Source organism: Flexivirga lutea (assembly GCF_054778955.1).
Genome location: NZ_BAAGZB010000005.1, coordinates 118,170 through 140,977 on the forward strand (window position 1 = coordinate 118,170; position 22,808 = coordinate 140,977).

Below are 22,808 nucleotides of genomic sequence, written 5' to 3' on the forward strand. Positions count from 1 at the left end.
AGGATGCTCTGGGTGTCCCTGCCGGACCAGCGCCCGCGCCGCGAGCTGTACTGGATGAGCCGTATGCCGGACACCGACGTGACCGCGCTGGCGGCCCAGCGGCCGGCCGGTGACCTGACCTGGGTTCCGGCCACCTACCGGCGACCGATCAAACGCTTCGTCGAGGCGGGCGCGCTGGCCTGGGTCCACGGGCTGGCGCGGCAACAGCCCGCGGCATACGACTGGGTGGCCACCCTCGAACTGTGCTCGCTGGTGACCGGGCAGGCCAGCAAGTGGCGGCGTGGTTCCGGTGTCCGGCAGGCGGTCGTCACCTGGGAGAACCTGCCGGACCAACCGCTCTACAAGCTGCCGCCCTACAAGCAGGCGCTGGACTCGGCACGCGACGCCGACCTGTTCCTGTGCATGATCGATGCGGCCCGGGATCACCTGATCCACAACGGTTTTCCCGCAGACCGCATCCGGGTGGTCAAGCCCGGCGTCGAGACCTCGGTCTTCACCCCGGCCGCGGAGCCGGCCCACGACCCGCTGGTCGTCTTCTGCTCGCCGCTGGCGGCCAACAAGGGGATCGACCGGGTGCTGGACGCCATGCGGCTGGTGCGTCGGGCGGTGCCCGAAGCGCGCCTGGTCGTGGCGGGCAACGGTCCATTGCGCGGCCTGGTCGAACGAGCCGCCGCCGACCCGGCGACCGGTGTCCGGCTCGCCGGCCAGTTGGACGCCCACGGCGTCGCTGACCTGCTGGCGGGCGCGGCCGTCTTCTGCACCGCGCCGCGGCCGACCTGGAAGTGGACCGAACAGTTGGGCCTGGCCTACCTGGAGGCGCAGGCCTGCGGCCTACCCGTCGTGACCACGCGATGCGGCACGAACGACGAGGCGGTGCTGGCGCCCAACGCCCTGGTCGACGATGACGTCGAGGCGATCGCCGACGCGCTGGTGACCCAGCTGACCGACCGTGACCTGCGGATCCGGATCGGCGCTGCCAACCGGGCCCGGATGCTGGCCGAGCACGACCTGGCTACCCAATGTGCCCGGATGGCAACGGCGTTCGCCGACATCGAGGGCCGCCCGGCGCAAGGCGTCGGATGACGCGCCCGCTGGCCGCAGTGGGGCAGCGCAGCGTCGGCGCCGTCGTCGGGCTGCTCTGCGGGGCGGTCGCGCTCGGCCCGGCCCTGGCACCCGGCTACCTGCTGCACTACGACCTGGTCTTCGTCCCCCGGCTGGCGCTCGGGGACCGGACGATGGGAGTCGACGGTTCGGTGCCGCGCGCGGTCCCCAACGACTTCGTCGCCGCGGTGCTGTCGCACATCGTGCCGGGGTGGATGGCCGAGAAGGCGCTGCTGCTGGCGGTCTTCGTGCTCGTCGGCGCGGGCGTCGGTGCGCTGGCCCGCAGCCGGCTCGGCGCCGGATCGGCGGCGCTGGCAGCTGCCTGGAACCCGTATGTCGCCGAACGGCTCGCGGTCGGGCACTGGGGCTACCTGTTGGGTTACGCCTGTCTGCCGTTCATGGTGGCCGCAACCGCTGCGCTGCGGGCCGGCGACCGTGGCGCCCGCGCCCGGCTGGGCGGCTGGCTGCTGGTCAGCGCGGCGACCGGCTCGACGGGTGCGGTGCTCGGGCTCCTGGCGGTGCTCGCGGTGCTCGTCGTCCCCGCTGATGCACCCGTTGCGGTCGGGCGGCGGATGCGCGATTTCGCCTGGGTCGCCGCGGTTTTCCTGCTCGCCAACGCGACCTGGTGGTTCGCCTACCTCTTTCTGGCGCCCTCCCAGTCGTCCTCGGCGGCCGGCGTCGAGGCGTTCATGTCCCGGGCCGACACACCGTGGGGCGTGCTCGGATCGCTGCTGACCGGGGGAGGCATCTGGAACGAAGGTGTCTGGTTCGCCGAACGGCAGTCACTGCTCGTCTCCGGGCTCGCGCTGCTGGCCGTGCTCGCGGTCCTCGCGCTCGCCGTGCAGGAGCGGGTATGGCGAGTCGGCCCAGCGCTCGGCGGGCTGGCCGTGGCCGGTGTCGTCGGCCTCCTCCTCGCGGCGGCGAGCGCGGTGCCCGGCAGCCGGCAGTTGATGACTGCCGTGGTGACCGACCTGCCCGGCGGGGGACTGGTGCGCGACGCCCAGAAATTCCTCGGACTCTGGGTCCTGCTCGTTGCGGTGCTGGCCGGGCGGCTGGTGGAACGCGTGCGTGCTGCCGGCGCCGGAGCGGGTGCGCACCGCTCAGCAGCGCTGGTGATCGCCGGCCTCGTCGCGTGCTGGCCGTTGGTCACTCTCACCGGACTCGCCTGGGGCGCGGGCGGGCAATGGCGGGCCGTGGACTACCCGGCGGCATACCGCAGGATGACCGACCGGATCGAGGCACTGCCGGCCGGCGGGGTCGCCGTCTTCCCGTGGACGCAGTACCGGCAGTATGCCTTCGACCACGACGCGGTGCTGCTGGACCCGTGGCAACGCCTGCTGGACCGGCAGGTGCTGGTCAACGACGGCCTGCCGCTGGTCGGCGGGACTGTGGTGCCGGGGGAGGACCCGGCGGCGGCCCGGGTGACCGCAGCGGTGCGTTCCGGCGCCGGTGTGGTGCCGGCGCTGCGGGACGCCGGCGTGCGCTACGTGCTGTGGGAGACCGATCAGCCGGCGGCGGGCGACATACGGGACGTGAGCGCACGGCAGCCGATCGCGACGGACGGGACGCTGCGCCTCTACGACCTCGGGGCCGTCGGCGTGGAGCCGCCGCCGGACCACGGACCGCTGCGCTACACCGGGTGGGCCCTGGCGGCAGGTGCCCTCGTCGTGGTCGCCGCGGATCTCCTCGTCGACGAACTGCGCGGCAAGCGCACACGGGCGCTGACTCGTGAGTAACATGGAGCCGTCCGGCGTCGAACCGAGAGGGAACTAATGGGCAACACGAAGCTGCTCTACAACATTGGCGGGGCCGTCGCTGGTGTCGTGCTGGCCACGGTGGCCATCTTCGGACTGATTGCCCAGCAGGGCTCGGTCACCCAGCCGCAGAAGTTCTCCTCGACGATCAACTACAACCAGTAGACACGAGGTCGTCGACCCCAGCACACCTGAAGGTGGTCGTCCCCGGTCGGGGACGACCACCTTCGGCTGTGCCCGGCGGCCGGGCGGTCAGAAGTTGGCCGCGACCGGAGTGTCCTCGCAGTCGCGGGGACCGTCCGGCTCCGTCGCGCCGCGTCGCGCCGCGAGGATCTCGTGGACCGACCGCAGCCGCGGTGCGCGCGCCGTGGGCTGTTCCGGTCGCGCGGCCCGCCCGAGCACCGACTTCAGGGTGAGTTCGAGCGCGGTCCCGCTGCTGCGCCAGTCGAAGCTCAGTGCATGCGTGCGGGCGGCGCGGCCGAAGGCGGTGCGCAACTCGTCGTCGCGCAGCAGCACGTCGACCTGTTCACGCATCTCCTCCGGCGTGTGGGCCAGCATACCGGTCTCGCCGTGCAACACCGACTCGGTCGGCCCTCCGGCGTGGGCGAACGCCAGGGACGGTGTCTCGTGCAGCCCCGCCTCGACGATCGTCAGCCCCCAGCCCTCCTTGTGTGACGGCATCAACATCAGCCAGGACCGGGCCAGCAGGCGGTGTTTGGTCGCCTCGTCGACGAAACCGTGGAAGTCGACCCGGTCCGCCACTCCACGGGCGCGTGCGTGCCGCACGAGGTCCGCGTGCCAGTAGCCGGTGCCGATGATGTCCAGCCGCAGGTCCGGGTGATCGTGTCGCAGGTCGGCCAGGATGTCGATCGCGGTCTCGACCTGCTTGTGGGGCACCAGCCGGCCGAGCACGGTCAGCACCGGCGTGGGGCTGTGCTGGTGCATCAGGCCGTGCTCCAGCTGGGCCGGACGGTCGTTGCCGGAGTAGACGATGTCGATGCGTTCGCGGTCGATGCCGAGCTCGACGAGGTCGTCCCGGCTGGCCTGCGAGACCGTCACGTAGCGGCAGTTGCGATAGACGACCGGCGCGACCCGTGACTCGAGGAACCAGCCGAAGCGGGCGAGCCGGGGGCCGAAGATGACGTGCCACTGATCGCGATGGACGTGGTGCATGACGTTGACCACCGGCCGGCGGGCCAGCAGTGGCGCCCAGAACGGCACGCCGTTCTGCACGTCGATGACGATGTCGAAGTCGCGGCGGTGCCGGGCGGCATACAGCAGACCGGCGAGGTAGCAGGAGAAGCGGCCTCCGCGGCGCACGACGGCGACCCGGCCGTGCCGGTCGGTGCGCGGTGCGCCCGGGAAGCGGCTGGTGAAGATGGTGACCTCGTGGCCGAGTTCGGTGAGGACCTCGGCAGTGCGCTCGGTGAACGTCTCGGCGCCGCCCGCCTCGGGATTGTCGCGGTCCCGCCACGACAGGTAGAGGACCCGCAGCGGCGGACCTGACTCGTCGGGACGAGCGCGCACTAGGACTCCAGTCGGTTCGTGTGGCGCCGGACACATTCGGTACGGCACCGGTACAGTAGCGCCGAATGCTACCCGTTGGTAACTGGAGGTTGGGTGTGTCCGGCGTGGTGGCTTTTTCGCCGTGCGAGATCTGCGGGCAGCGCACCGCACGGCTGGCGCTGCGCGGCGGCGGCGTGCTCGCTCGGTGCGTGGATTGTGGTCATCTGGGCCGGCAGCTCGCCGGCTCGCCCGCCTTCCACCGCGACCGGGCGTATGGCGGCGAACCGACCCTCGACGCCTGGCGACTCGCGCTGACCCACCGTCTGCTGACGCGCGCGCGCCGGCCGGCGTCGGTCTTCGAGGTCGGGTACGGCTCCGGGGCACTGCTGCGCCGGTTCCTGGAGGACGGCGCGAGCGTCGCGGGCACCGACCCGGACCAGCTGGAGGTGGCCGTCGATGCGCGGGTGCGGGCGCACGGCCGGTTGTACGACGCCGCGATCGAGGACCTCACGGCGGACGTCGAGCCGGTCGAACTCGTCTACGGCATCCACGTGCTGGAGCACGTCCAGGACCCGCTGCGTACCCTGCGGCATGCCGCGCACCTGCTCGCGCCCGGCGGCACCGTGCAGTTCCTGACGCCGGCCGGCGACAGTGACGGGCTGCGGCTCTACGGCCGCGCCTGGTGGATGCTCGAGGACCCGACGCACGTGCGGTTCTTCAGTGCCGAGAGCCTGCACCGCGCGGCACGCTCCGTAGGGTTGACCGATGTGTGCGTGACCCGGCCTGCCCTGGACAGCCTGGTGACGGATGCCGCCAGCCTGGCCCGGCTGGCGAGGCCGCGCGCCCGCCCGCACGGGGTCCTCGCCCTGCGCCCGGTGCTGGCCGCGGGCATCGCGACCGCTCCGGTGGTGCTGGCGGCGCGCGCCCTGCGCCCCGCATTGCGTCCGACGCTGCACCTGACCGCCCGGAAGGCGCGCTGATGGACCGCGGACTGGGCCGGTCCGTGCGGCTGTTCCGGGCGTTCCTGGTGGAGCAGACGCAGCCGGAGGTCTTCTACGGCACACTCGCCCGTGACTCCTGTGAACTGTTGGCCGAGCTGACCGACCTGCGTGGCGCCCGCGTGGTCGACGTCGGTGCCGGGCCGGCGGAGTTCGCGCACGCGTTCCGCGCAGCGGGAGCGACCTACGTGCCGATCGACCACGACGCGAGCGTCCCGTCGGTGCGCGACGGCGGGGTGGTGGCCTCCGCCGAGGCGCTGCCGTTCGCCGATCGCAGCGTCGACGTCGTCTTCAGCAGCAACCTGTGGGAGCACGTGCGCGCCCCGGAGCGCGCGGCCGACGAGATGGTCCGCGTGGTGCGCCCCGGCGGCCTGGTGTTCCTGTCCTACACGAACTGGCTCTCGCCGTGGGGCGGACACGAAACCTCCCCGTGGCACTGGCTCGGCGGCGAACGCGCGGCCCGGCGCTACACCCGCACACGGGGCCACCCGCCCAAGAACACCGTCGACAGCACGCTGTTCCGGGTCAGCGTCACCCAGGGGCTGCAGTGGGCACGGCACCACCCCGACGTGCAGGTGCTCGCCGCCCGGCCGCGGTACCTGCCCGACGTGGCCCGTCATGTGCTGCGGGTGCCTGGACTGCGCGAGATCGTCACCTGGAACCTGCTGCTCATCCTGCGCCGCCGATGACAACGCCGACGCCGATGCCGACGCCGGTGGCCTCGGCGCCCGACTCCGGCATGGGCCGCGGCGCCGCGGAACGGTTGCAGCTCCTGCTGCTGCTGGCCGCCCTGGCGGTGCTGCCGTGGCTGGTGTCGCCGGGGCGCACCGAACCCGACACCAAGGTCGACCTGACCGTCTCACCGTGGCGCTACCTCGGCCGTTCACTGGACGCATGGAACACGCACGCCGGGCTCGGCGAACTGCAGAACCAGGCCTACGGCTATCTCTTCCCGATGGGTCCGGTGTTCGGGGTGTGCCGCTCGCTCGGGGTGCCTGCGTGGGCGACGCAGCGCATCTGGTGGACCCTGCTGCTGGTCGTCTCCTTCCTTGGCGCGCAGCAGTTGCTGCGCCGGCTCGGGGTCGGCGGCACGGTGCCGTCGCTGGTCGGCGGGGCCGCCTACGCGCTCGCGCCGCGGATGCTGACCGTGCTGCCGGTCATCTCGATCGAGGCATGGCCGATGGCGCTCGCGCCCTGGCTGCTGCTGGCGGTGCTCCCGCTGGTGCGTCGCGGTCTGACCCGTGCGGCACTGGTCCGGTCCCTGGCGCTGGCCGGAGTGCTCACTTCAGCACTCGGCGGCGTCAACGCCACAGCGTCCGGAGTCGTCCTGGCGCTGCCGTTCGCTTTCCTGCTCACCCACCCGGTCGGCCGGCGGCGGTTGGTGCTGTGGGTCGTCGCCACCCTGTTCGGTGCGTTGTGGTGGCTGCTGCCGCTGCTGGTGCTTGGCCGCTACGCCTACCCGTTCCTGGACTACATCGAGACCGCGTCGATCACCACTGCGGTGACCTCCGTCCCGAACGTGCTGCGGGGCGCCGACGACTGGATCGCCTACATCCTGGACAGCGCGGATCATCCCGTCTGGCAAGGCGGTTGGGTGCTCGCGCAGTCGGTCACCGCGATCCTGGCGACCGGCCTCGTCGCCGCGGTCGGGTGCTGGGGACTGCTGCGCCACCGCGGGCACCTGGCCCGGTGGACGCTGCTGTGCGTCGTCGGCGCGACCTTGTTCATGGTCCTCGGACACGGCGGCACCGTCGGCAGTCCGATCGCGGAGCCGGTGCGCGGGCTGCTCGACGGATCGCTGGCGCCACTGCGCAACATCCACAAGGCGGATCCGGTGCTGCGCCTGCCGTTGGTGATCGGCTTCACCACCGTGCTGCAACGGGTCAGTCTGTCGCGGCGCGCACGGGATCGGTTCGCGCCGGTGATGCTGGCGCTGGCCGTCGCCGTCGCCGCGACGCCGCTCTGGCAGGGAAGGGTCGGTGCGGCGGACGCGTACGGCGCCATACCGGCGCAGTGGACGCAGGTCGCGCACCAGATCGACCGCGCCGCTGGCAGATCCGGCGGATCGACGATGTTGTTGCCCAACTCCCGCACGTCGACCTACACGTGGGGGAGCACGACCGACGAGCCGCTCTCGGCGCTGGCGACCTCTCCGGTCGTGACCCGGGCAGCGGCGCCACTGGGCATCCCCGGGTCGACCCGGATCCTCGACGCGGTCGACCGGCTGGCGGCCTCGGGCGACCCGCAGCCGAGCCTGGCGGCCGGCCTGGCGCGCCTCGGCATCGCCCGGGTGGTGCTGCGTCGCGACCTGGCGGCATCCGTCCAGGCGCTGCCGTGGCAGCAGGTGGAACGCACCCTCGACACCTCTCCCGGCTTCCGCATCGCCGGCACCCACGGTGCGGGCCGCTCCGCGCTCACCGTGTATGACGTCACGGCGCCGCGCGCTCGCGGCGCCGCACTCTACGGCGCGCGCCCGGTCACGGTGGCCGGCGGCCCGGAGTCGCTCTTCGCGTTGCGGACGACCGGCCTGCTGACCGCCGACGACTGGATGCAGCTGGACGGCGCTGCCGCGGGTCGGCCCGACGTGGTGACCGACACGATGCCGTGGCGTGCGTACAACAACGGCGTGCCGACGGCCTCGGCATACAGCCCGGTGCTCACCCGCGGCGACGTGAGACCGACCCACATCGGCGCGAAGGACCTGCTTCCGGCGGACCACCCGGCGGGGCAGCCCGCCCGGGAATGGCTCGGCTGGCGGACCGTCCAGGTGTCCTCGTCGGCCGCCGACCCCTTCGCCGCGCACCATCTCGGTGTCCGCGACGGTCCGGCCGCCGCGTTCGACGGTGACCCCGCGAGCGCCTGGTTGGCCGGAGACCACGCCCACACAGCGTGGTTGCGGGGCGAGCTGACCGGTCGCTCCGTGCGCGAGGTCCGCCTGCGCCTGGCCGGTCCGCGACAGCACGCGACACTGCCCGAACGCCTCGAGATCCGCGTCGGCTCCCACACCGTGCAGGTGGCGGTGCGCGGCCGCAGCGAACTGACCGTGCCCGTCCCCGCGACGACCGCAGGACCGGTCGAGGTCCGGCTGATCGCACCGGCCGATGCGACCGACCCGGTGCTCGGCATCGCCGAACTGTCCGTCCCAGGAACGAGACTCGGCTCCGTGATCGACGTCCCGCAAGCGGTCGACCCGAACCAGCAGGCTGTGCTGCTGCACCGGCTGCCCGAGGACGGCGCGACGATCACACGCCAGGTGCACCTGCTGGGAACGCCGCGGTCGGCAACCGTCTGGCTGCGCTCGGCCGGAAGCACGGTCGAAGCGTCCTGCGGCGCCGCCGGCACCGTCACGGTGCGGTCCCGTGACGGAGGGACCACTCGGATTCCGTTGCGGCTCAAAGGTGTCGGCGCCCCGGCCAAGGGCGATCTCCTGGAAGCCACGTCGTGTGGGGCGAGTAGCTCGGGGGAGCGCAGCAGCGGAGCGCGTATCGAGACCGCGGCCTCCATCGCCATCACCGGGCACGCAGGCCTCACACCGGAGCTCGCGACCTTCGGCAAGCGCCCGAGCGTTGCGGCGACGACTCGCAGCGTCAGCTCCGTCACCGGCGACTCCGGCGAGCGCACGATCGCCCTGACCGCCGGCGGCGCGAGCATCGTCGCGCTGAGCGAGGGCTGCAACGCAGGCTGGCAGGCGAGCGACCGCGCCGGCCACGCGCTGCAACCGGTCGAGGTCGACGGCTGGCGGCAGGGGTTCCGCATCACCGGCGGCGGTGCCACGACGGTCACCCTGCGCTTCACACCGACCACCCCGCAACGCCTCGGCTTGCTGGTCGGTGGCTTGCTGGCCGGCGCGCTGCTGCTCACCTTCCTCGCCGCGGCATACGCCTGCCGTCGCCGCGCCATCGGCACAGAACCACACGCCGGTCGAGTAGGTGCGAAGGAGCGGAGCGAGGGAGCGCCGTATCGAGACCACGCGTTCGCCGGCCGGGCCGCCGCCGTGGTCGTCGGCTTCCTCGCGGCAGGACCGGCGGGTCTGCTGGCGGGCATCGCGGCCGCTGCCGTGCCGGTGCGGTGGTTGCGCCATACGGCCGGCGGTGCCCTGATCGCAGCGGCTGTCGCGCTGGCGTTCTTCGGGGTCGTCGAGGCTCGGTCGACCGGGGCGGTCGCCGGTCAGCTGTTCGGCACCGTCACGCTGTGCGCGCTGGCACGCGCGGGGTGTGTGTTCGCCGGTGCACCCGCCGCAGCACAGGCTGCTCCAGCAACGCCGCCGACGCCCACGCGATGAGCACACTGAAGACCAGCACCGCGAAGAGGACCGTCGTGAACGGGCCGGTGAACAGGGCCCAGCCGGACGCCCGATAGATCAGCTGCAGCACGAGCACGTGCCAGAGGAAGACGCCGTACGACACCTCTCCGGCGAAGCGGGCGACGCCGGACGACGCGACGGCACGCCATCGCTCGTCCGACGGACCACGCACCGCGGCGACGAGCAGCAGCAGCGCGAACACGGTGTAGAGCGACTCCTTGGCCACCGCCTGGCCGACCGTCGGCGCATGCAGGTCCCGCGGCCCGGCCAGCCCGCTGGAGGCGATCAGGTAGACGACGGCGGCGGCTGACAACCAGGTGCCCACGCCGATCTCGCGCACCCGCTGCAGATGTCCGGCGTGCACCGCAACTGCCAGCGCCGCGCCGGCCGCGAACCACGCCGCGTGCCCGAGCACGCTGGTGCCCAGCACACCGGCGGCTGAGGCGGGATGCTGGCGCGTCCACCCCGCCACGAGTGCCTGTATGGCGACACCGGCCACCGCGGCCCCGCCCAGCACCCCATAGGCGGCGCGAGGCGACCGACGCAGCAGCCGTCCGATCGCGGTTCCGAGGAACGGCACCAGCAGATAGAACGTCGCCTCGGTCGTCAGGCTCCAGGTCTGGCTGAACGACTGGTAGGAGGTGTCGGCATATCCCTGCACCAGGAGCAGGTGCGCCACCACCGTGCCGATCCCGCCGACCCCTTCACTACCGCCGACCGGCCCCCACGTCCCGGCGACCAGCAGCACCGCGACGAGCGCGACCAGGTATGCGGGCAGGATCCGGGCGGCACGACGCACGGCATACACCCGGACGGGTTGCGGCGCGGCGACCCCCGAGCCCGCCGCGATCCACGGCCGCAACAGCAGGAACGCGCTGATCGCGAAGAACACCGCGACGCCGCTGTCGCCGCGGGCCAGCAGTCCACCGGAGACGTCCAGACCGTCCGCGCCGGTCCAGAACCCCACGTGCGACAGCAGCACCAGCAGCGCCGCGAGCCCGCGCAGGCCGTCGATCAGGCGATAGCGCGTCATGTTCCCTCCCTCCGTGAGTGATCGATAGCTACTCTGCAGTAGATTCCACCAGCACGCACCTTCCGAAGGGCCCAGGGACCGCCATGACCGCACGTGTCGATCTGCCCGCTGCCGATGCTGCGATCGACCGCAGCCGGCCGGTGTTGCGTGCCCGGGCACCGCTGCGGATCTCCTTCGCCGGCGGCGGCACCGACGTAACGCCCTTCCCCGAGCGCGAGGGCGGGGCGGTCCTGTCCGCGACGATCTCCGCGTTCGCGTTCAGCACGCTGCGTCCGCGCACCGACGGTCAGGTCACCGTGCGGTCGCTGGACTACGGCACCTCGATCGGCTTCGGCATCGACGAGCCGGTGGAGTATGACGGCAAGCTCGACCTGCCCAAGGCGGCCATCAACCGGGTCCGCGGCATCGAGGGCGCCCGGCCCTCGGGTGGTTTCGACCTGTTCCTGCACACCCAGGCCCCGCCCGGCTCCGGGCTCGGGTCGTCCAGTGCGGTGATGGTGTCCGTCATCGGGCTGGTGGCCCAGCACTGCGGGCTCGACCTGACGCCCTACGAGGTGGCCGAACTGGCCTACCGGCTGGAGCGCGAGGACCTGGCCATACCCGGCGGCTCCCAGGACCAGTACGCCGCCGCCTTCGGCGGCTTCAACTACATCGAGTTCAAGGCCGACGAAGTCATCGTCAACCCGCTGCGGGTCCGCGATGACACGGTGCACGAGCTGGAGCACAACATGCTGCTGGCGTTCACCGGCAACACCCGGGTGAGCGACCACATCATCGAGGACCAGCGTGCGCGCTACGAGACCGGCAACGCCGAGGCGTTGGAGGGTCTGCGCGCCCAGAAGGAACTGGCCGAACGGATGAAGGTCGCGCTGGTGCGCGGCGACGTGGACTCGTTCGGCCGCCTGCTCGGCGAGGCGTGGGCGCAGAAGCGCAAGATGTCCGAACGCATCTCGACCCCGTTGATCGACGAGGCCGTCACCACCGCACTCGACTGCGGTGCGCTCGGCGGCAAGGTCACCGGCGCCGGCGGTGGCGGGCACCTGGTCTTCGTGTGCGAGTTCGAACGCCGGCACATCGTCGCGCAGAAGTTGCTCGAACTCGGACTGACGCTGTCCGAGATCACCTTCAGTCAGCACGGAGTCACCACCTGGAGAGGACAGCACTGATGCCCCACGGCCACGCCCTGCACGACGTCGCCCCCGAGCGTCGGCGGCCTGCGGTCGCTGACCGTCAGCAGCGCGGGCTGTCCGCCTGGGCGGAGCTGGCCCGTTCGCTGGCCGAGCCGGAGCTGGTCGCACAGGTGGACGCGGCCGGGACGGCGTTGCTGGACGCGCTCGTCGGCGGCGGCACGCTGCTGGTCGCCGGCAACGGTGGCAGCGCCGCCATCGCCAGCCACGTCGCCGCGGAGTTCATCGGCAAGTGCATCCTCGACCGTGGCCCGCTGCCCGCGGTCAACCTCGCCGAGTCGCTCAGCTCCATCACCGCGGTCGCCAACGACTACTCGTATGACGAGACCTTCGCGCGCGGCATCGCCGCGCTCGGCCGGCCCGGCGACGTGCTGCTGGCGATGAGCACCAGCGGGACGAGCCGGAACATCGTGCGCGCACTCGAGGTCGCACGCGACCAGGGACTGCTGACCATCGCACTGACCGGCCGGCGGGGCATCGGTCTGGCCGGCCGCGCCGACCACGTGCTGGTCGTGCCCTCGGAGGAGACGCCGCGGATCCAGGAGGCGCACATGTTGTGGACACACGTGTGGTGCGAGGCGGTCGACGTGGTCTGTCAATGACGCTGCTGTCGGATGCGGAGCTGCTCGGGGAGAACCGCGCGCCGATCCCGCGCCCGCAGGGATCGGCTGCGGCGCCGTACGACCTGCTGCTGCTGGACCGGGACGGCACGCTCAACGTGCGTCGGCCCGGCTATGTGGACGACCCGGAGGACCTGGTCCTGCTGCCCGGCGCGGGACGGACGGTGGCCGCTGCCAATGCGGCCGGCTGCGCCGTGGTGCTGGTCAGCAACCAGCGCGGTATCGCGACCGGGACGCTGACCCGGCCGCAACTGCTGGCCGTGCATCGGGCCCTGGTCTCCCAGTTGGCCGGCGCGGGCGCGTGGCTGGACGCCATACAGGTGTGCCCGCACGAGGACCGGACCTGCGACTGCCGCAAGCCCCGTGCGGGCCTGCTGCGCGAGGCCCTGCGACGGGCTCACTGGGCATCTGGCCGGCGGTCCCTGATGGTCGGCGACCAGCCCGGTGACCTCGCGGCGGCGGCGGCCGCCGGGGTGCCGTCGGTGCAGGTCGGCGGGCCCGATCCGTCCCTGTGGGCGATCGGCCAGAAAATGTTCGGCGGCAACGCATCGCGGGTGTGACACAACTCGCACGGTTACTGCTACTGTCCGGTAAGTTCCAGCTCACAACGGAGGTCAGACCAGTGCGGAAATCCGCGATCGTGATCGGATTCGGCGCGTTCTTCGTGACCATGGCGCTGCTGCTGAAGTTCTACGCGTTCGACAAATTGGCGGTCATCCCGATCGACCAGAACACCAAGCAGGTCGCCGTCGACAAGAACGCCTACCTGTTCGACGCAGGCACGCTGAAGTTCCAGCACACCACGCTGACCACGACGATCGGTGCTGTCGCCCTGAAGGGCGAGAGTGAGAAGTTCGGTCACAACGCAGTCATCTTCAGCAAGTGGCAGTTCTCCAAGATCCCGCAGACCAAGACCCCGCAGGAGGGCTTCACCGAGAAGTTCGCGGTCGAGCGGCACACCGGCAAGGTCGTGAAGTGGAGCGGTGACGAGGAGAACGGCAAGGCCATCGAGCACCAGGGCTACACCGTCAAGTTCCCGTTCGGCACGCAGAAGACGACCTACCCCTACTGGGACGGGTCGACCCAGAAGACCATGCAGATGAAGTACGCCGGCACGGACAAGATCGACGGGCTGGAGGTCTACCGGTTCGAGGGGACCGTTCCCCGGCAGACGCTGGCGATCGAGCCCACCAAGGAGGCGCCCGGCTTCCTGTTCGGCGGTGCGCAGAGCAGCCCCGGCGTCAAGGCGAAGTACGACTACGCCAACGACCGCACCATCTGGGTCGAGCCGCAGACCGGCGCGTTCATCAAGGTGAGCGAGGCGCAGAAGCAGTGGCTGACCGACCCCGGCACCGGTAAGTCGGTTCAGGTGCTGCGTACCACCTCCGTCTTCAACAACGCCACCGTCAAGTCCAACGTCGACGAGTACAAAGGCAAGGCATCCCAGCTGAAGGCCCTCAAACTCGCACCGTGGATCCTCGGCATCCTCGGCCTGCTGCTCATCGTCGGGGGAGTCCTGATGGCGGTGCTACTCGGCCGCCGGGACGGCAACGGCAACGGCGACGGAGACGGCAGCTACGACGGCAGCGGCGGCGACGATTACTACGCGGACGACGACGAGACCCAGCACGGCGTCTCCGGGCTGCTCGGGGATCGCAACCGGTCCGGCGGCGGACCGGACGCCGCCGGTGACTCCGCCGACAACACCGTGCGGTTGGACAAGAACTCCTGAGTCGGCCGGTGCTCAGCCACCGGCGCGCTTGTCGGCCACGAAGATCGCGGTGCCGGGTATGACGCGACCGCGCGCCGGCGACCAACCGCCCCACACCTGCGGGTTGCGGTCCGGCCACTCCGGCTCGACCAGATCCACCAGCGTCAGTCCCGCGCCGGCGATCTCGCGCACTCGGTCGCCCAGGGTGCGATGGTGTTCCACATAGGTGGCCGCACCGTCGTCGCCCTGCTCGACATACGGGGTGCGGTCGAAGTAGGACCGGTCGGCGACCAGTCCCTCGGGACCGGGCGCGTCCGGGAAGGCCCACCGGATCGGATGCGTCGTGGCGAAGACGAACCGGCCGCCGGGCCGCAGCACCCGCGCCGCCTCCCGCATGATCGCGCCGCTGTCGGCGACGAAGGGCACCGCACCGTACGCCGTGAACACGATGTCGAAGCAGGAGTCGACGAACGGCAGCGCGGTGGCGTCGCACTGGGCGAGCGGGAGTGCGATGCCGGATCGGGCATCGATCGCTGCCGCCTGCCGCAACATGCCGGCGGACAGGTCGGTGGACACCACCCGCGCACCGCGCGCGGCGGCATACCGGCCGCCCTGGGCGGCCCCGCCGCCGATCTCCAGGACGTCACGGCCCTCCAGCGGGCCGAGGAGACCGAGTTCGGACTCGGTGAACCCTTCGGGCCCCCACACCAGGCGACCGTCGCCGAGGAAGTCGCCGTGCTCGGCGTAGTAGGCCGTCGCTTCCTCGTCCCACCAGCCGCGATTGGCCGCGCGCGTCTCGTCCGCACCGGCGGCGCGATGCCCGACGCCGAAGCCGTCGATGAAGTGATCCATCGGTGGCAGTGCCTCCTCCCTGCTGCTTTTGACCCAGCTGTGGACGGGCCGATAGGATCACCACGCGCACGCATGTGCGTGTCAGGGGATGGTCAGCTCGGCACCGGCTCCGGTCGATGACGTGACGTCATTCCAGCACATTGTCCATATCTAGTGTCCACCGAAGGTTTCCTACTACATGACTGCCACCACCACCTCCCAGGTCGCGATCAACGACATCGGATCCGAGGAGGAGCTGCTCGCCGCGATCGACGCGACGATCAAGCACTTCAATGACGGCGACATCGTCGACGGTGTCATCGTCAAGGTCGACCGGGACGAGGTCCTGCTCGACATCGGCTACAAGACCGAGGGCGTCATCCCCTCGCGTGAGCTGTCCATCAAACACGACGTCGACCCGAGTGAGGTCGTGGCGGTCGGCGACGAGGTCGAGGCCCTGGTTCTCCAGAAGGAGGACAAGGAAGGGCGCCTCATCCTGTCCAAGAAGCGCGCACAGTACGAGCGCGCCTGGGGCACCATCGAGCAGATCAAGGAAGAGGACGGCGTCGTCACCGGCACCGTCATCGAGGTCGTCAAGGGCGGCCTGATCCTGGACATCGGCCTGCGCGGCTTCCTGCCCGCGTCGCTGGTCGAGATGCGCCGGGTGCGCGACCTCCAGCCGTATGTCGGCAAGGAGATCGAGGCCAAGATCATCGAGCTGGACAAGAACCGCAACAACGTGGTCCTGTCCCGCCGCGCCTGGCTCGAGCAGACCCAGTCCGAGGTCCGCACGACCTTCCTCAAGGAGCTGCAGAAGGGCCAGGTCCGCTCCGGTGTGGTCAGCAGCATCGTCAACTTCGGTGCGTTCGTCGACCTCGGTGGCGTCGACGGCCTGGTGCACGTCTCCGAGCTGTCCTGGAAGCACATCGACCACCCGTCCGAGGTCGTCGAGGTCGGCGACGAGGTCACCGTCGAGGTGCTGGATGTCGACATGGACCGCGAGCGTGTCTCGCTGTCGCTGAAGGCGACCCAGGAAGACCCGTGGCAGCACTTCGCCCGCACCCACGCGATCGGCCAGGTCGTGCCGGGCAAGGTCACCAAGCTGGTGCCGTTCGGTGCGTTCGTCCGCGTCGAGGACGGCATCGAGGGCCTGGTTCACATCTCCGAGCTGGCCGAGCGCCACGTGGAGCTGCCGGAGCAGGTCGTCCAGGTCGGCCAGGAGATCTTCGTCAAGGTCATCGACATCGACCTCGAGCGTCGCCGCATCTCGCTGAGCCTGAAGCAGGCCAACGACGAGGCCGCTGCCGCGACCGAGTTCGACCCGACCCTCTACGGCATGGCCGCCGAGTACGACGAGCAGGGCAACTACAAGTACCCGGAGGGCTTCGACCCGGAGTCGGGCGAGTGGCTCGAGGGCTTCGAGACCCAGCGCGAGAAGTGGGAGAAGCAGTACGCCGAGGCGCACGCCCGCTACGAGGCGCACCAGGCGCAGATCGAGCAGGCTCGCAAGGACGACGCGGAGGCTGCCGCCACCGCTGCGACCGCCGGCTCGACCTCTTACTCCTCGGAGTCGTCGGACAAGGGCTCGTCGCCGGCGTCGTCGTCCTCGCCGGCCGCCCCGGCCGAGGGCACGCTGGCCTCCGACGAGGCGCTGGCCGCGCTGCGGGAGAAGCTGACCGGCAACTGAGCTGACCGCCAGGTGTAGCTGAACTACCGAAGGCCCCCGGAACCGTCTGGTTCCGGGGGCCTTCGTCATACGGCTTGAGCCCCCGGTTCTGTGCGCGCCCGGGGCCTGCGGCACACGCCCGGCCGCCGTACCGAAGTCTCCCCAGGGGAGGGTTTGGTACGGGTTTGGGGTCGGGTGCGTACCGATGTCTGCCCTGGGGAGAGTTTGGTACGGGTGGGCCGGCCGGGTGCGTACCGATGTCTGCCCTGGGGAGAGTTTGGTACGGGTGGGCCGGCCGGGCGTGTGCCGATGTCTGCCCTGGGGAGGGTTCGATACGGGTGGCCGGGCCGGACTCACACTCGCGATGCCGGCGCTTTCTTGGGAAACACCGTGTAGCTGAACGAGATCAGCGCATCGACGACGAGCACGACGGTCCACAGGCGCAGCGTGTTGGTCAGCGCGCTGGTCCGCGCCGAGTCGTGTATGGCGACGATCGCCGGCCCCAGCAGCGCGGCACCGACCAGCCAGGCGCGCAGGTGGGCGTACCAGCCCGACCGCTCGCGTGCCGCGCGGGCGACGCCGTAGCGGGGTTTCTTCGCCGGCGGCGGGCCACCGGCGAACCAGTGCGCGAACCGCACGTCGGCCCAGTGCATCATCCGGTGACCGAACCCCACCGACACCCCCAGGTAGATCGCCGCGAGACCGTGGACGGCAGTCGCAGTGCCGCCGCCCCGCAGGTCGAGCACGGAGGCGATCAGCAGCACCAGATCGACCGCCAGCGCGAGGAGGATGGTCGACAACAGCTGCCGCCGCAGCAGGTAACGGCAGGCGAGACCGGCGAGCAGCAAGACCCAGAATCCGATCTGGCACGCGACGATGACGGCTGTCAACACGGCGATCCCCTCGATGTCACACAAACGTGATATATCCAAAATAACACGATCGTGTGATAAAAAGACGGCATGCCGAAGGTCGTCGATCACGATGCGCGTCGTGCGCAGATCGTGGACGCGGTCATCCGGGTGGTGCATCGTGCCGGCTACACGGGCGTCTCGGTGCGCAGCGTCGCCGACGAGGCCGGCTGGTCGACCGGCGCCATCCGGCACTACTTCGTCAGTCAGCAGCAGCTGATCGCCCACGCGATGGCCGACCTGTCCGTCCGTGTGCAGCAGCGGCTGGAACGCCGGGGGAGCGAGGCGACAGACGTCGAGGGGTTGGTGGCGCTGCTGGCCGAGGTGCTGCCGCTCGATGCCGCTCGCCGCGGTGAGACCGAGATGTGGACCGCGCTCGTTGTCGCGGCGCGCACGGACTCCGAGCTCGGTGCTGTATGGCGTGAGGTGCACGCCCAGCTGCGCGGACTGATGGAGTCGTGCGTGCTGATGCTGCAGCAGCTGTCCGGGCACGAGCTCGACATACCCACCGAGACCGACCGGTTGCACGCGCTGATCGACGGTATGGCGCTGCACGGAACCGTGGCGCCACGGCTGACCGCCGCCCGGATGCGGGCGGTGCTTCGTGCGCACCTGGAGCAACTCGCGCACTGAGCAGCTCCGGTGTGCTGCCGCTGGCATAGGGTCGCGGCGTGCTCTATGTGGGACTCAGCGGCGGCATCGGCTCCGGCAAATCGACCGTCTCCAAGAAGTTGCTCGCGCTCGGCGCGGTCGTCATCGACGCCGACCGACTCGCGCGGGAGGTGGTCGAGCCGGGTTCCGCCGGGCTCGCCGAGATCGTCGAGCGGTTCGGCGAGCAGCTGCTGCGGCCGGACGGCTCGCTGGACCGGCCGGCCTTGGCCGCCGTCGTGTTCGCCGACGAGTCCGCGCGGCGGGATCTGGAGGCGCTCACTCACCCGCGCATTCGAGCGCTGACCGCGTCGCGGCACGCGCAGGCCCCGCGCGAGGCGATCGTCGTCCACGACATGCCACTGCTGGTGGAGGGTGGTCTCGCACCGGACTACCACCTCACGGTGATCGTCGACACCGCACAGCAGACCAGGGTCCAGCGCATCATGCGCGACCGAGGCATGACGCACGACGCGGCGCTGGCCCGCGTCTCCTCGCAGGCCACCGACGAGCAGCGGTATGCCGCCGCAGACATTCTGCTGGACAACAACGGCACCCAGGAACAATTGCTGGACCACGTGGAAAAGCTCTGGCAGGAACGCCTTTCGCCATACAATGACAATCTGTTGGCGGACCGCGGGGTTCGGCGCGCACTCGAGGTGAGCATCGATGAACCCGATCCCGCCTGGCCCGCGATTGCGGCACGCACGATCGCGCGGCTACGGCGTCAGCTCAACGCGGCCGGCCTGGGCGACCACATCGTCGGCGTCGACCACATCGGTTCCACCAGCGTGCCGGACTTGGCCGCCAAAAGCGTCATCGACCTGCAGATCCGTGTGGATCAGCTCGATCTCGCCTTGTCTGACGAGTTCCTGACTGCGATGCGCGCTGCGGGCTTCGTCGAGGGTCGGCTGCGTCAGGACACCGTGCACGAGTGGGCCCCTGACTCCGCGTTGTGGCGGAAGGTGTACTTCAACGGCGCGGACCCGAGCGTCGTCCACCACCTGCACGTGCGAGAGGCGGACGGTCCCGGTGCCTCGGCAGCGTTGTTGTTCCGCGACTGGCTCCGGGCGAATCCCGCAGAGTCGGAGGCGTACGCGGCGGAGAAGCACCGGGTGGCGCGAACGAATCCTGGGCGCACGACGGCGGAGCGGCTGGGGTATCCGGCGGCCAAGGAGCCCTGGATCGCCGACGCGTTCGTACGCGCGCGTCGGTGGCAACGGACGCAGAGCGGGTAATCAAGTAACAGTTCGGTCGTGTCAGGCGGAAGTTACCCCCACGTCGGGTGTGGGCCCACTAGTGTTCAGGCCGTGTTCTGCATCGTCGACCAGGCTCTGCGATCGTGACCGCGCCTCCTGACACCGCCGCGGCGACGCCACGTCCCGGACCGCCCGCGCCGGTCGGGCCGCCGCCGCGCCGCAGTGGCCGGCCGTATGGCGAATGGCTGCTCGCCGCAGCGCTGCTGCTGCCCAACCTGGTGCTGCTGGTGATCTTCACCTACCGGCCCCTGGTGGACAACTTCCGGCTCTCCTTCACGGACTGGAACATCGCCGCACCGGTGGCGCACTACATCGGCTTCGACAACTACAAGACCTGGTGGCACGACCCCAACTCGCACGAGGTGCTGCGCAACACGCTGATCTTCACGGTCTGCGCGGTGGGCATCTCGATGCTTCTCGGGTTGGGCCTGGCCATCCTGCTGGACCAGAAGCTCCGGGGTCGCAACCTCGTCCGGTCAGCCATCTTCGCGCCGTTTGTCATCTCCGGCGCGGCGGTCGGCATCGCCTTCCAGTTCGTCTTCGACCCCAACTTCGGCATGCTGCGGGATCTGTTCCACCGCATCGGCATTCAGGTGCCCGACTTCTACCAGCGACCCGGGTGGGCGCTGGTCATGGTCACCACCACCTACGTGTGGAAGAACCTCGGCTACACGTTCGTGATCTACCTGGCGGCGCTGCAGGGCCGGCGCGCGGACCTGGACGAGGCCGCCGAGATCGACGGTGCGTCGGCCTGGCGCCGGTTCTACAAGGTGCTGCTGCCGCAGCTGCGCCCGACGACGTTCTTCCTGTCGATCACGGTGCTGCTCAACTCCGTCCAGGTCTTCGACATCATCAATGTCGAGACGCGCGGAGGCCCGCAGGGTTACGGCACCACCACGTTGGTCTATCAGGTCTATCGGGAGACCTTCGTCAACAGCAAGGCAGGGTATGGCGCGACGATCGCAACCATCATGTTCGTGATTCTGTTGATCATCACCGTGATTCAGGTCCGGGTCATGGATCGGGGGATGCATCGTGACTGAAGCGACCGCTGTCACCGGGTTCGACCCGGAGGAGAAGCCCGCCGGTGCGCACCAGGCCGAGGCCGCCAGCTTCGGCGGTACCGGCGTGAAGATCGCCGGTTACGTCGGCATGGTGCTGGTCTTCCTGCTGGTGGCCGGTCCGCTCTTCTGGATCGTGATCACCTCCTTCAAGCAACGACCGGACATCTACACCCAGCCGGCGCAGTGGTGGCCGGCGCACCCGACCTCCGACGGCTATCACTCGGCGACGACCGACATCCCGTTCTGGGACTACTTCCGCAACTCGGTGATCATTACCGCCATCCTGTCGATCGCCAAGATCGTGCTCGGCGTGATCAGCGCGTATGCGTTGTCGCTGTTGCGTTTCCCGGGCCGCAACCTGCTGTTCGTGATCATCATCGCCGCACTGATGGTGCCCAATCAGATCACCGTCATCTCCAACTACGCGCTGGTCAGCCAACTCGGGTGGCGCAACACTTACCAGGGCATCATCATCCCGTTGGCCGGCGTCGCGTTCGGCACCTTCCTGATGCGCAATCAGTTCCTCTCGGTGCCCAGCGAGATCATCGAGGCCGCGCGCTTGGACGGAGCCGGGCCGCTGAAACTGCTCTGGCGGGTGGTGCTACCGATGTCGTGGCCGACGCTGATCGCCTTCTCCATCATCACCGTCGTGAACGAGTGGAACGAATACCTCTGGCCGTTCCTGATGTCCGACGACAGCCGCTCCGGCACCCTGCCGATCGGCCTGACACATCTGCAGAACAACGACGGCATCACCAACTGGGGCCCGGTGATGGCCGCCACCGTGCTGGCCATGCTGCCGGTGCTCATCGTCTTTCTGGCACTGCAACGACACATGATCAAGGGCCTGACCGCTGGCGCGGTCAAGGGCTGACTTCCACACCATCAAGGAGAATCACATGTCTGGTTTGACCCGCCGCGGACTCCTCGGCGCTGCAGGTGGCGCAGCCCTTGCGACCGGCCTCGCCGCGTGCGCCGGCACCGGCTCGGAGTCCAGCAGCAAGGGCGGTGGCAAGGGCGGCGACTCCAACACGATCGACTTCTGGAGCAACCACCCGGGCAAGTCCACCGCGACCGAGAAGAAGATCATCGCCGACTTCGAGAAGGCCAATCCGAGTCTCAAGGTCAAGCTCACCGATGCGGGCAAGGACTACGAGGAGGTCGGGCAGAAGTTCAACGCGGCGCTGGCCGGCGGCAACCTGCCCGACGTGGTCGTGGCCTCCGACGTGACGTGGTTCAACTTCGCCCTCAACAACCGGTTCGCCGACATGGGCGCCCTCTTCGCCCAGCACGGCCTGAAGACCGACGACTACGTCGACAGCCTGTATGCCGACTACGTCTACAACGGCAAGCACTACGCGATCCCCTACGCGCGGTCGACCGTGCTCTTCTACTACAACAAGGACGCGTTCAAGAAGGCCGGCCTGCCGGACCGCTCGCCGACGTCGTGGGACGAGTTCACCCAGTGGGCGCCCAAGCTGCAGGCCGCGATGGGCAGTGGCAAGCACGCGATGATCCTCGACGACGGCGCCGACTACCTGGACTGGACCTTCCAGTCCATCGCTTGGTCGTACGGCGGGGGCTACTCCAAGGGCTGGAAGACGACCTTCACCGACCCCAAGACCGTGCATGCGGCCAAGGTGCTGCAGGGCTGGGCGAAGCAGGGCTGGGTGAAGACCTCGGCGGACTCGGCCAGCGACTTCAGCGCCGGCCTCGGTGGTGTGCTGATCGAATCCACCGGTGATCTCGGCGGGTTCACCGACCTGCCGTTCGAGCTCGGTGTCGGCTTCGTGCCGGCGCCCGGCGGCGTCAAGTGCTGCCCCACCGGTGGCGCCGGTGTCGCCATACCGGCCGGCATCTCCGACCAGCGCAAGGCCAATGCGGTCAAGTTCGTGGAGTTCCTGACCAATGCCAAGAACACCGTCACCTTCACCCAGGCGACCGGTTACATGCCGGTGCGCAAGTCGGCGCTGCAACTGCCGGAGGAGCAGGCCTACTTCAAGAAGAACCCCCACTTCAAGGTGGCCGTCGACCAGCTGCCGAAGACCCGTCCGCAGGACAACGCGCGGGTGTTCGTCCCCGGTGGTGGCGCGACCATCGGTCAGGCGCTGGACAAGATCGTCGCCGGTTCGGACGTGGAGTCGACGCTCAAGGGACTCGACCAGAGCATCACCAAGGCGTACGACTCGCAGGTGAAGCCGAAGCTCAAGGCCTGA

General features: G+C 70.0%; 20 protein-coding genes. 16 read left to right on the top strand and 4 right to left on the bottom strand.

Annotated elements, in window-relative coordinates; genetic code table 11:
• Positions 1-3: 3 nt before the first annotated feature.
• From ACYVBN_RS16520 to ACYVBN_RS16530, 3 genes are read left to right on the top strand one after another with little or no spacing between them, the layout of a single operon-like run.
• Complete coding sequence (locus tag ACYVBN_RS16520; protein ID WP_460601546.1) at positions 4-1,083, top strand: glycosyltransferase family 4 protein; 1,080 nt, start codon at positions 4-6, stop codon at positions 1,081-1,083.
• The gene (locus tag ACYVBN_RS16525; protein WP_460601465.1) at positions 1,080-2,837 is read left to right on the top strand and encodes a hypothetical protein; all 1,758 of its coding nucleotides are present in this window, start codon (positions 1,080-1,082) and stop codon (positions 2,835-2,837) included. The genes ACYVBN_RS16520 and ACYVBN_RS16525 overlap by 4 nt, the downstream gene beginning before the upstream one ends.
• A gap of 36 nt (positions 2,838-2,873) precedes the next feature.
• Complete coding sequence (locus ACYVBN_RS16530; RefSeq protein WP_440280933.1) at positions 2,874-3,020, top strand: hypothetical protein; 147 nt, start codon at positions 2,874-2,876, stop codon at positions 3,018-3,020.
• A gap of 87 nt (positions 3,021-3,107) precedes the next feature.
• Here ACYVBN_RS16530 and ACYVBN_RS16535 read toward each other — a convergent pair whose 3' ends face one another.
• Positions 3,108-4,382 carry a glycosyltransferase family 4 protein gene (locus ACYVBN_RS16535; RefSeq protein ID WP_460601466.1) on the bottom strand — a complete coding sequence of 425 codons (1,275 nt, stop codon included), beginning with the start codon at positions 4,380-4,382 and terminating at the stop codon, positions 3,108-3,110.
• Between the two features lie 104 nt (positions 4,383-4,486).
• Between ACYVBN_RS16535 and ACYVBN_RS16540 the strand changes: the two genes are divergently transcribed.
• Genes ACYVBN_RS16540 through ACYVBN_RS16550 form a run of 3 tightly spaced genes read left to right on the top strand, consistent with a single transcriptional unit; the run spans position 4,487 to position 9,641 of the window.
• Entirely contained in the window at positions 4,487-5,341 is an 855-nt protein-coding gene (locus tag ACYVBN_RS16540) for a class I SAM-dependent methyltransferase (RefSeq protein ID WP_460601467.1), read from the top strand.
• Positions 5,341-6,048, top strand: coding sequence for a class I SAM-dependent methyltransferase (locus tag ACYVBN_RS16545; protein WP_460601468.1), 708 nt, complete (start codon positions 5,341-5,343; stop codon positions 6,046-6,048). The genes ACYVBN_RS16540 and ACYVBN_RS16545 overlap by 1 nt, the downstream gene beginning before the upstream one ends.
• Complete coding sequence (locus ACYVBN_RS16550) at positions 6,045-9,641, top strand: alpha-(1->3)-arabinofuranosyltransferase domain-containing protein (RefSeq protein WP_460601469.1); 3,597 nt, start codon at positions 6,045-6,047, stop codon at positions 9,639-9,641. The genes ACYVBN_RS16545 and ACYVBN_RS16550 overlap by 4 nt, the downstream gene beginning before the upstream one ends.
• On the opposite strand, the gene ACYVBN_RS16555 is transcribed toward ACYVBN_RS16550, so the two are convergent.
• Positions 9,544-10,695 carry an acyltransferase family protein gene (locus ACYVBN_RS16555; protein WP_460601470.1) on the bottom strand — a complete coding sequence of 384 codons (1,152 nt, stop codon included), beginning with the start codon at positions 10,693-10,695 and terminating at the stop codon, positions 9,544-9,546. The two genes, ACYVBN_RS16550 and ACYVBN_RS16555, sit on opposite strands and share 98 nt — an antisense overlap.
• 83 nt (positions 10,696-10,778) lie before the next feature.
• On the opposite strand from ACYVBN_RS16555, the gene ACYVBN_RS16560 reads away from it, so the two are divergent.
• From ACYVBN_RS16560 to ACYVBN_RS16575, 4 genes are all read left to right on the top strand, one after another.
• Positions 10,779-11,861 (top strand): GHMP family kinase ATP-binding protein, encoded by a 1,083-nt coding sequence (locus tag ACYVBN_RS16560; RefSeq protein ID WP_440280928.1) that lies wholly within the window; start codon positions 10,779-10,781, stop codon positions 11,859-11,861.
• Positions 11,861-12,484 (top strand): D-sedoheptulose-7-phosphate isomerase, encoded by a 624-nt coding sequence (locus ACYVBN_RS16565; RefSeq protein WP_460601471.1) that lies wholly within the window; start codon positions 11,861-11,863, stop codon positions 12,482-12,484. Before ACYVBN_RS16560 ends, ACYVBN_RS16565 begins: the two co-directional genes overlap by 1 nt.
• On the top strand, positions 12,481-13,062 hold the full coding sequence (locus ACYVBN_RS16570) for an HAD-IIIA family hydrolase (protein WP_460601472.1): 582 nt from the start codon (positions 12,481-12,483) through the stop codon (positions 13,060-13,062). The genes ACYVBN_RS16565 and ACYVBN_RS16570 overlap by 4 nt, the downstream gene beginning before the upstream one ends.
• Positions 13,063-13,124: 62 nt before the next feature.
• A complete protein-coding gene (locus ACYVBN_RS16575; RefSeq protein ID WP_460601473.1) occupies positions 13,125-14,234 on the top strand; it encodes a PorA family protein in 1,110 nt (369 codons plus the stop codon).
• A 12-nt stretch (positions 14,235-14,246) separates the two neighbouring features.
• On the opposite strand, the gene ACYVBN_RS16580 is transcribed toward ACYVBN_RS16575, so the two are convergent.
• Positions 14,247-15,065, bottom strand: a complete 819-nt coding sequence (locus tag ACYVBN_RS16580) for a class I SAM-dependent methyltransferase (RefSeq protein WP_460601474.1) — start codon at positions 15,063-15,065, stop codon at positions 14,247-14,249.
• 178 nt (positions 15,066-15,243) lie between these two features.
• On the opposite strand from ACYVBN_RS16580, the gene rpsA reads away from it, so the two are divergent.
• Positions 15,244-16,731 (top strand): 30S ribosomal protein S1, encoded by a 1,488-nt coding sequence (rpsA, locus tag ACYVBN_RS16585; RefSeq protein WP_460601475.1) that lies wholly within the window; start codon positions 15,244-15,246, stop codon positions 16,729-16,731.
• A 332-nt stretch (positions 16,732-17,063) separates the two neighbouring features.
• On the opposite strand, the gene ACYVBN_RS16590 is transcribed toward rpsA, so the two are convergent.
• The gene (locus ACYVBN_RS16590) at positions 17,064-17,603 is read right to left on the bottom strand and encodes a hypothetical protein (protein WP_460601476.1); all 540 of its coding nucleotides are present in this window, start codon (positions 17,601-17,603) and stop codon (positions 17,064-17,066) included.
• Between the two features lie 69 nt (positions 17,604-17,672).
• Between ACYVBN_RS16590 and ACYVBN_RS16595 the strand changes: the two genes are divergently transcribed.
• The 5 genes from ACYVBN_RS16595 to ACYVBN_RS16615 all read left to right on the top strand — a co-directional run bounded on the left by ACYVBN_RS16595 (position 17,673) and on the right by ACYVBN_RS16615 (position 22,808).
• The gene (locus tag ACYVBN_RS16595) at positions 17,673-18,254 is read left to right on the top strand and encodes a TetR/AcrR family transcriptional regulator (protein WP_460601477.1); all 582 of its coding nucleotides are present in this window, start codon (positions 17,673-17,675) and stop codon (positions 18,252-18,254) included.
• A gap of 38 nt (positions 18,255-18,292) precedes the next feature.
• A complete protein-coding gene (gene coaE / locus ACYVBN_RS16600) occupies positions 18,293-19,507 on the top strand; it encodes a dephospho-CoA kinase (protein ID WP_460601478.1) in 1,215 nt (404 codons plus the stop codon).
• A gap of 104 nt (positions 19,508-19,611) precedes the next feature.
• The gene (locus ACYVBN_RS16605; protein WP_460601479.1) at positions 19,612-20,571 is read left to right on the top strand and encodes a carbohydrate ABC transporter permease; all 960 of its coding nucleotides are present in this window, start codon (positions 19,612-19,614) and stop codon (positions 20,569-20,571) included.
• On the top strand, positions 20,564-21,466 hold the full coding sequence (locus ACYVBN_RS16610; protein ID WP_440280918.1) for a carbohydrate ABC transporter permease: 903 nt from the start codon (positions 20,564-20,566) through the stop codon (positions 21,464-21,466). Before ACYVBN_RS16605 ends, ACYVBN_RS16610 begins: the two co-directional genes overlap by 8 nt.
• Positions 21,467-21,491: 25 nt before the next feature.
• Positions 21,492-22,808, top strand: a complete 1,317-nt coding sequence (locus tag ACYVBN_RS16615; protein ID WP_460601480.1) for an ABC transporter substrate-binding protein — start codon at positions 21,492-21,494, stop codon at positions 22,806-22,808.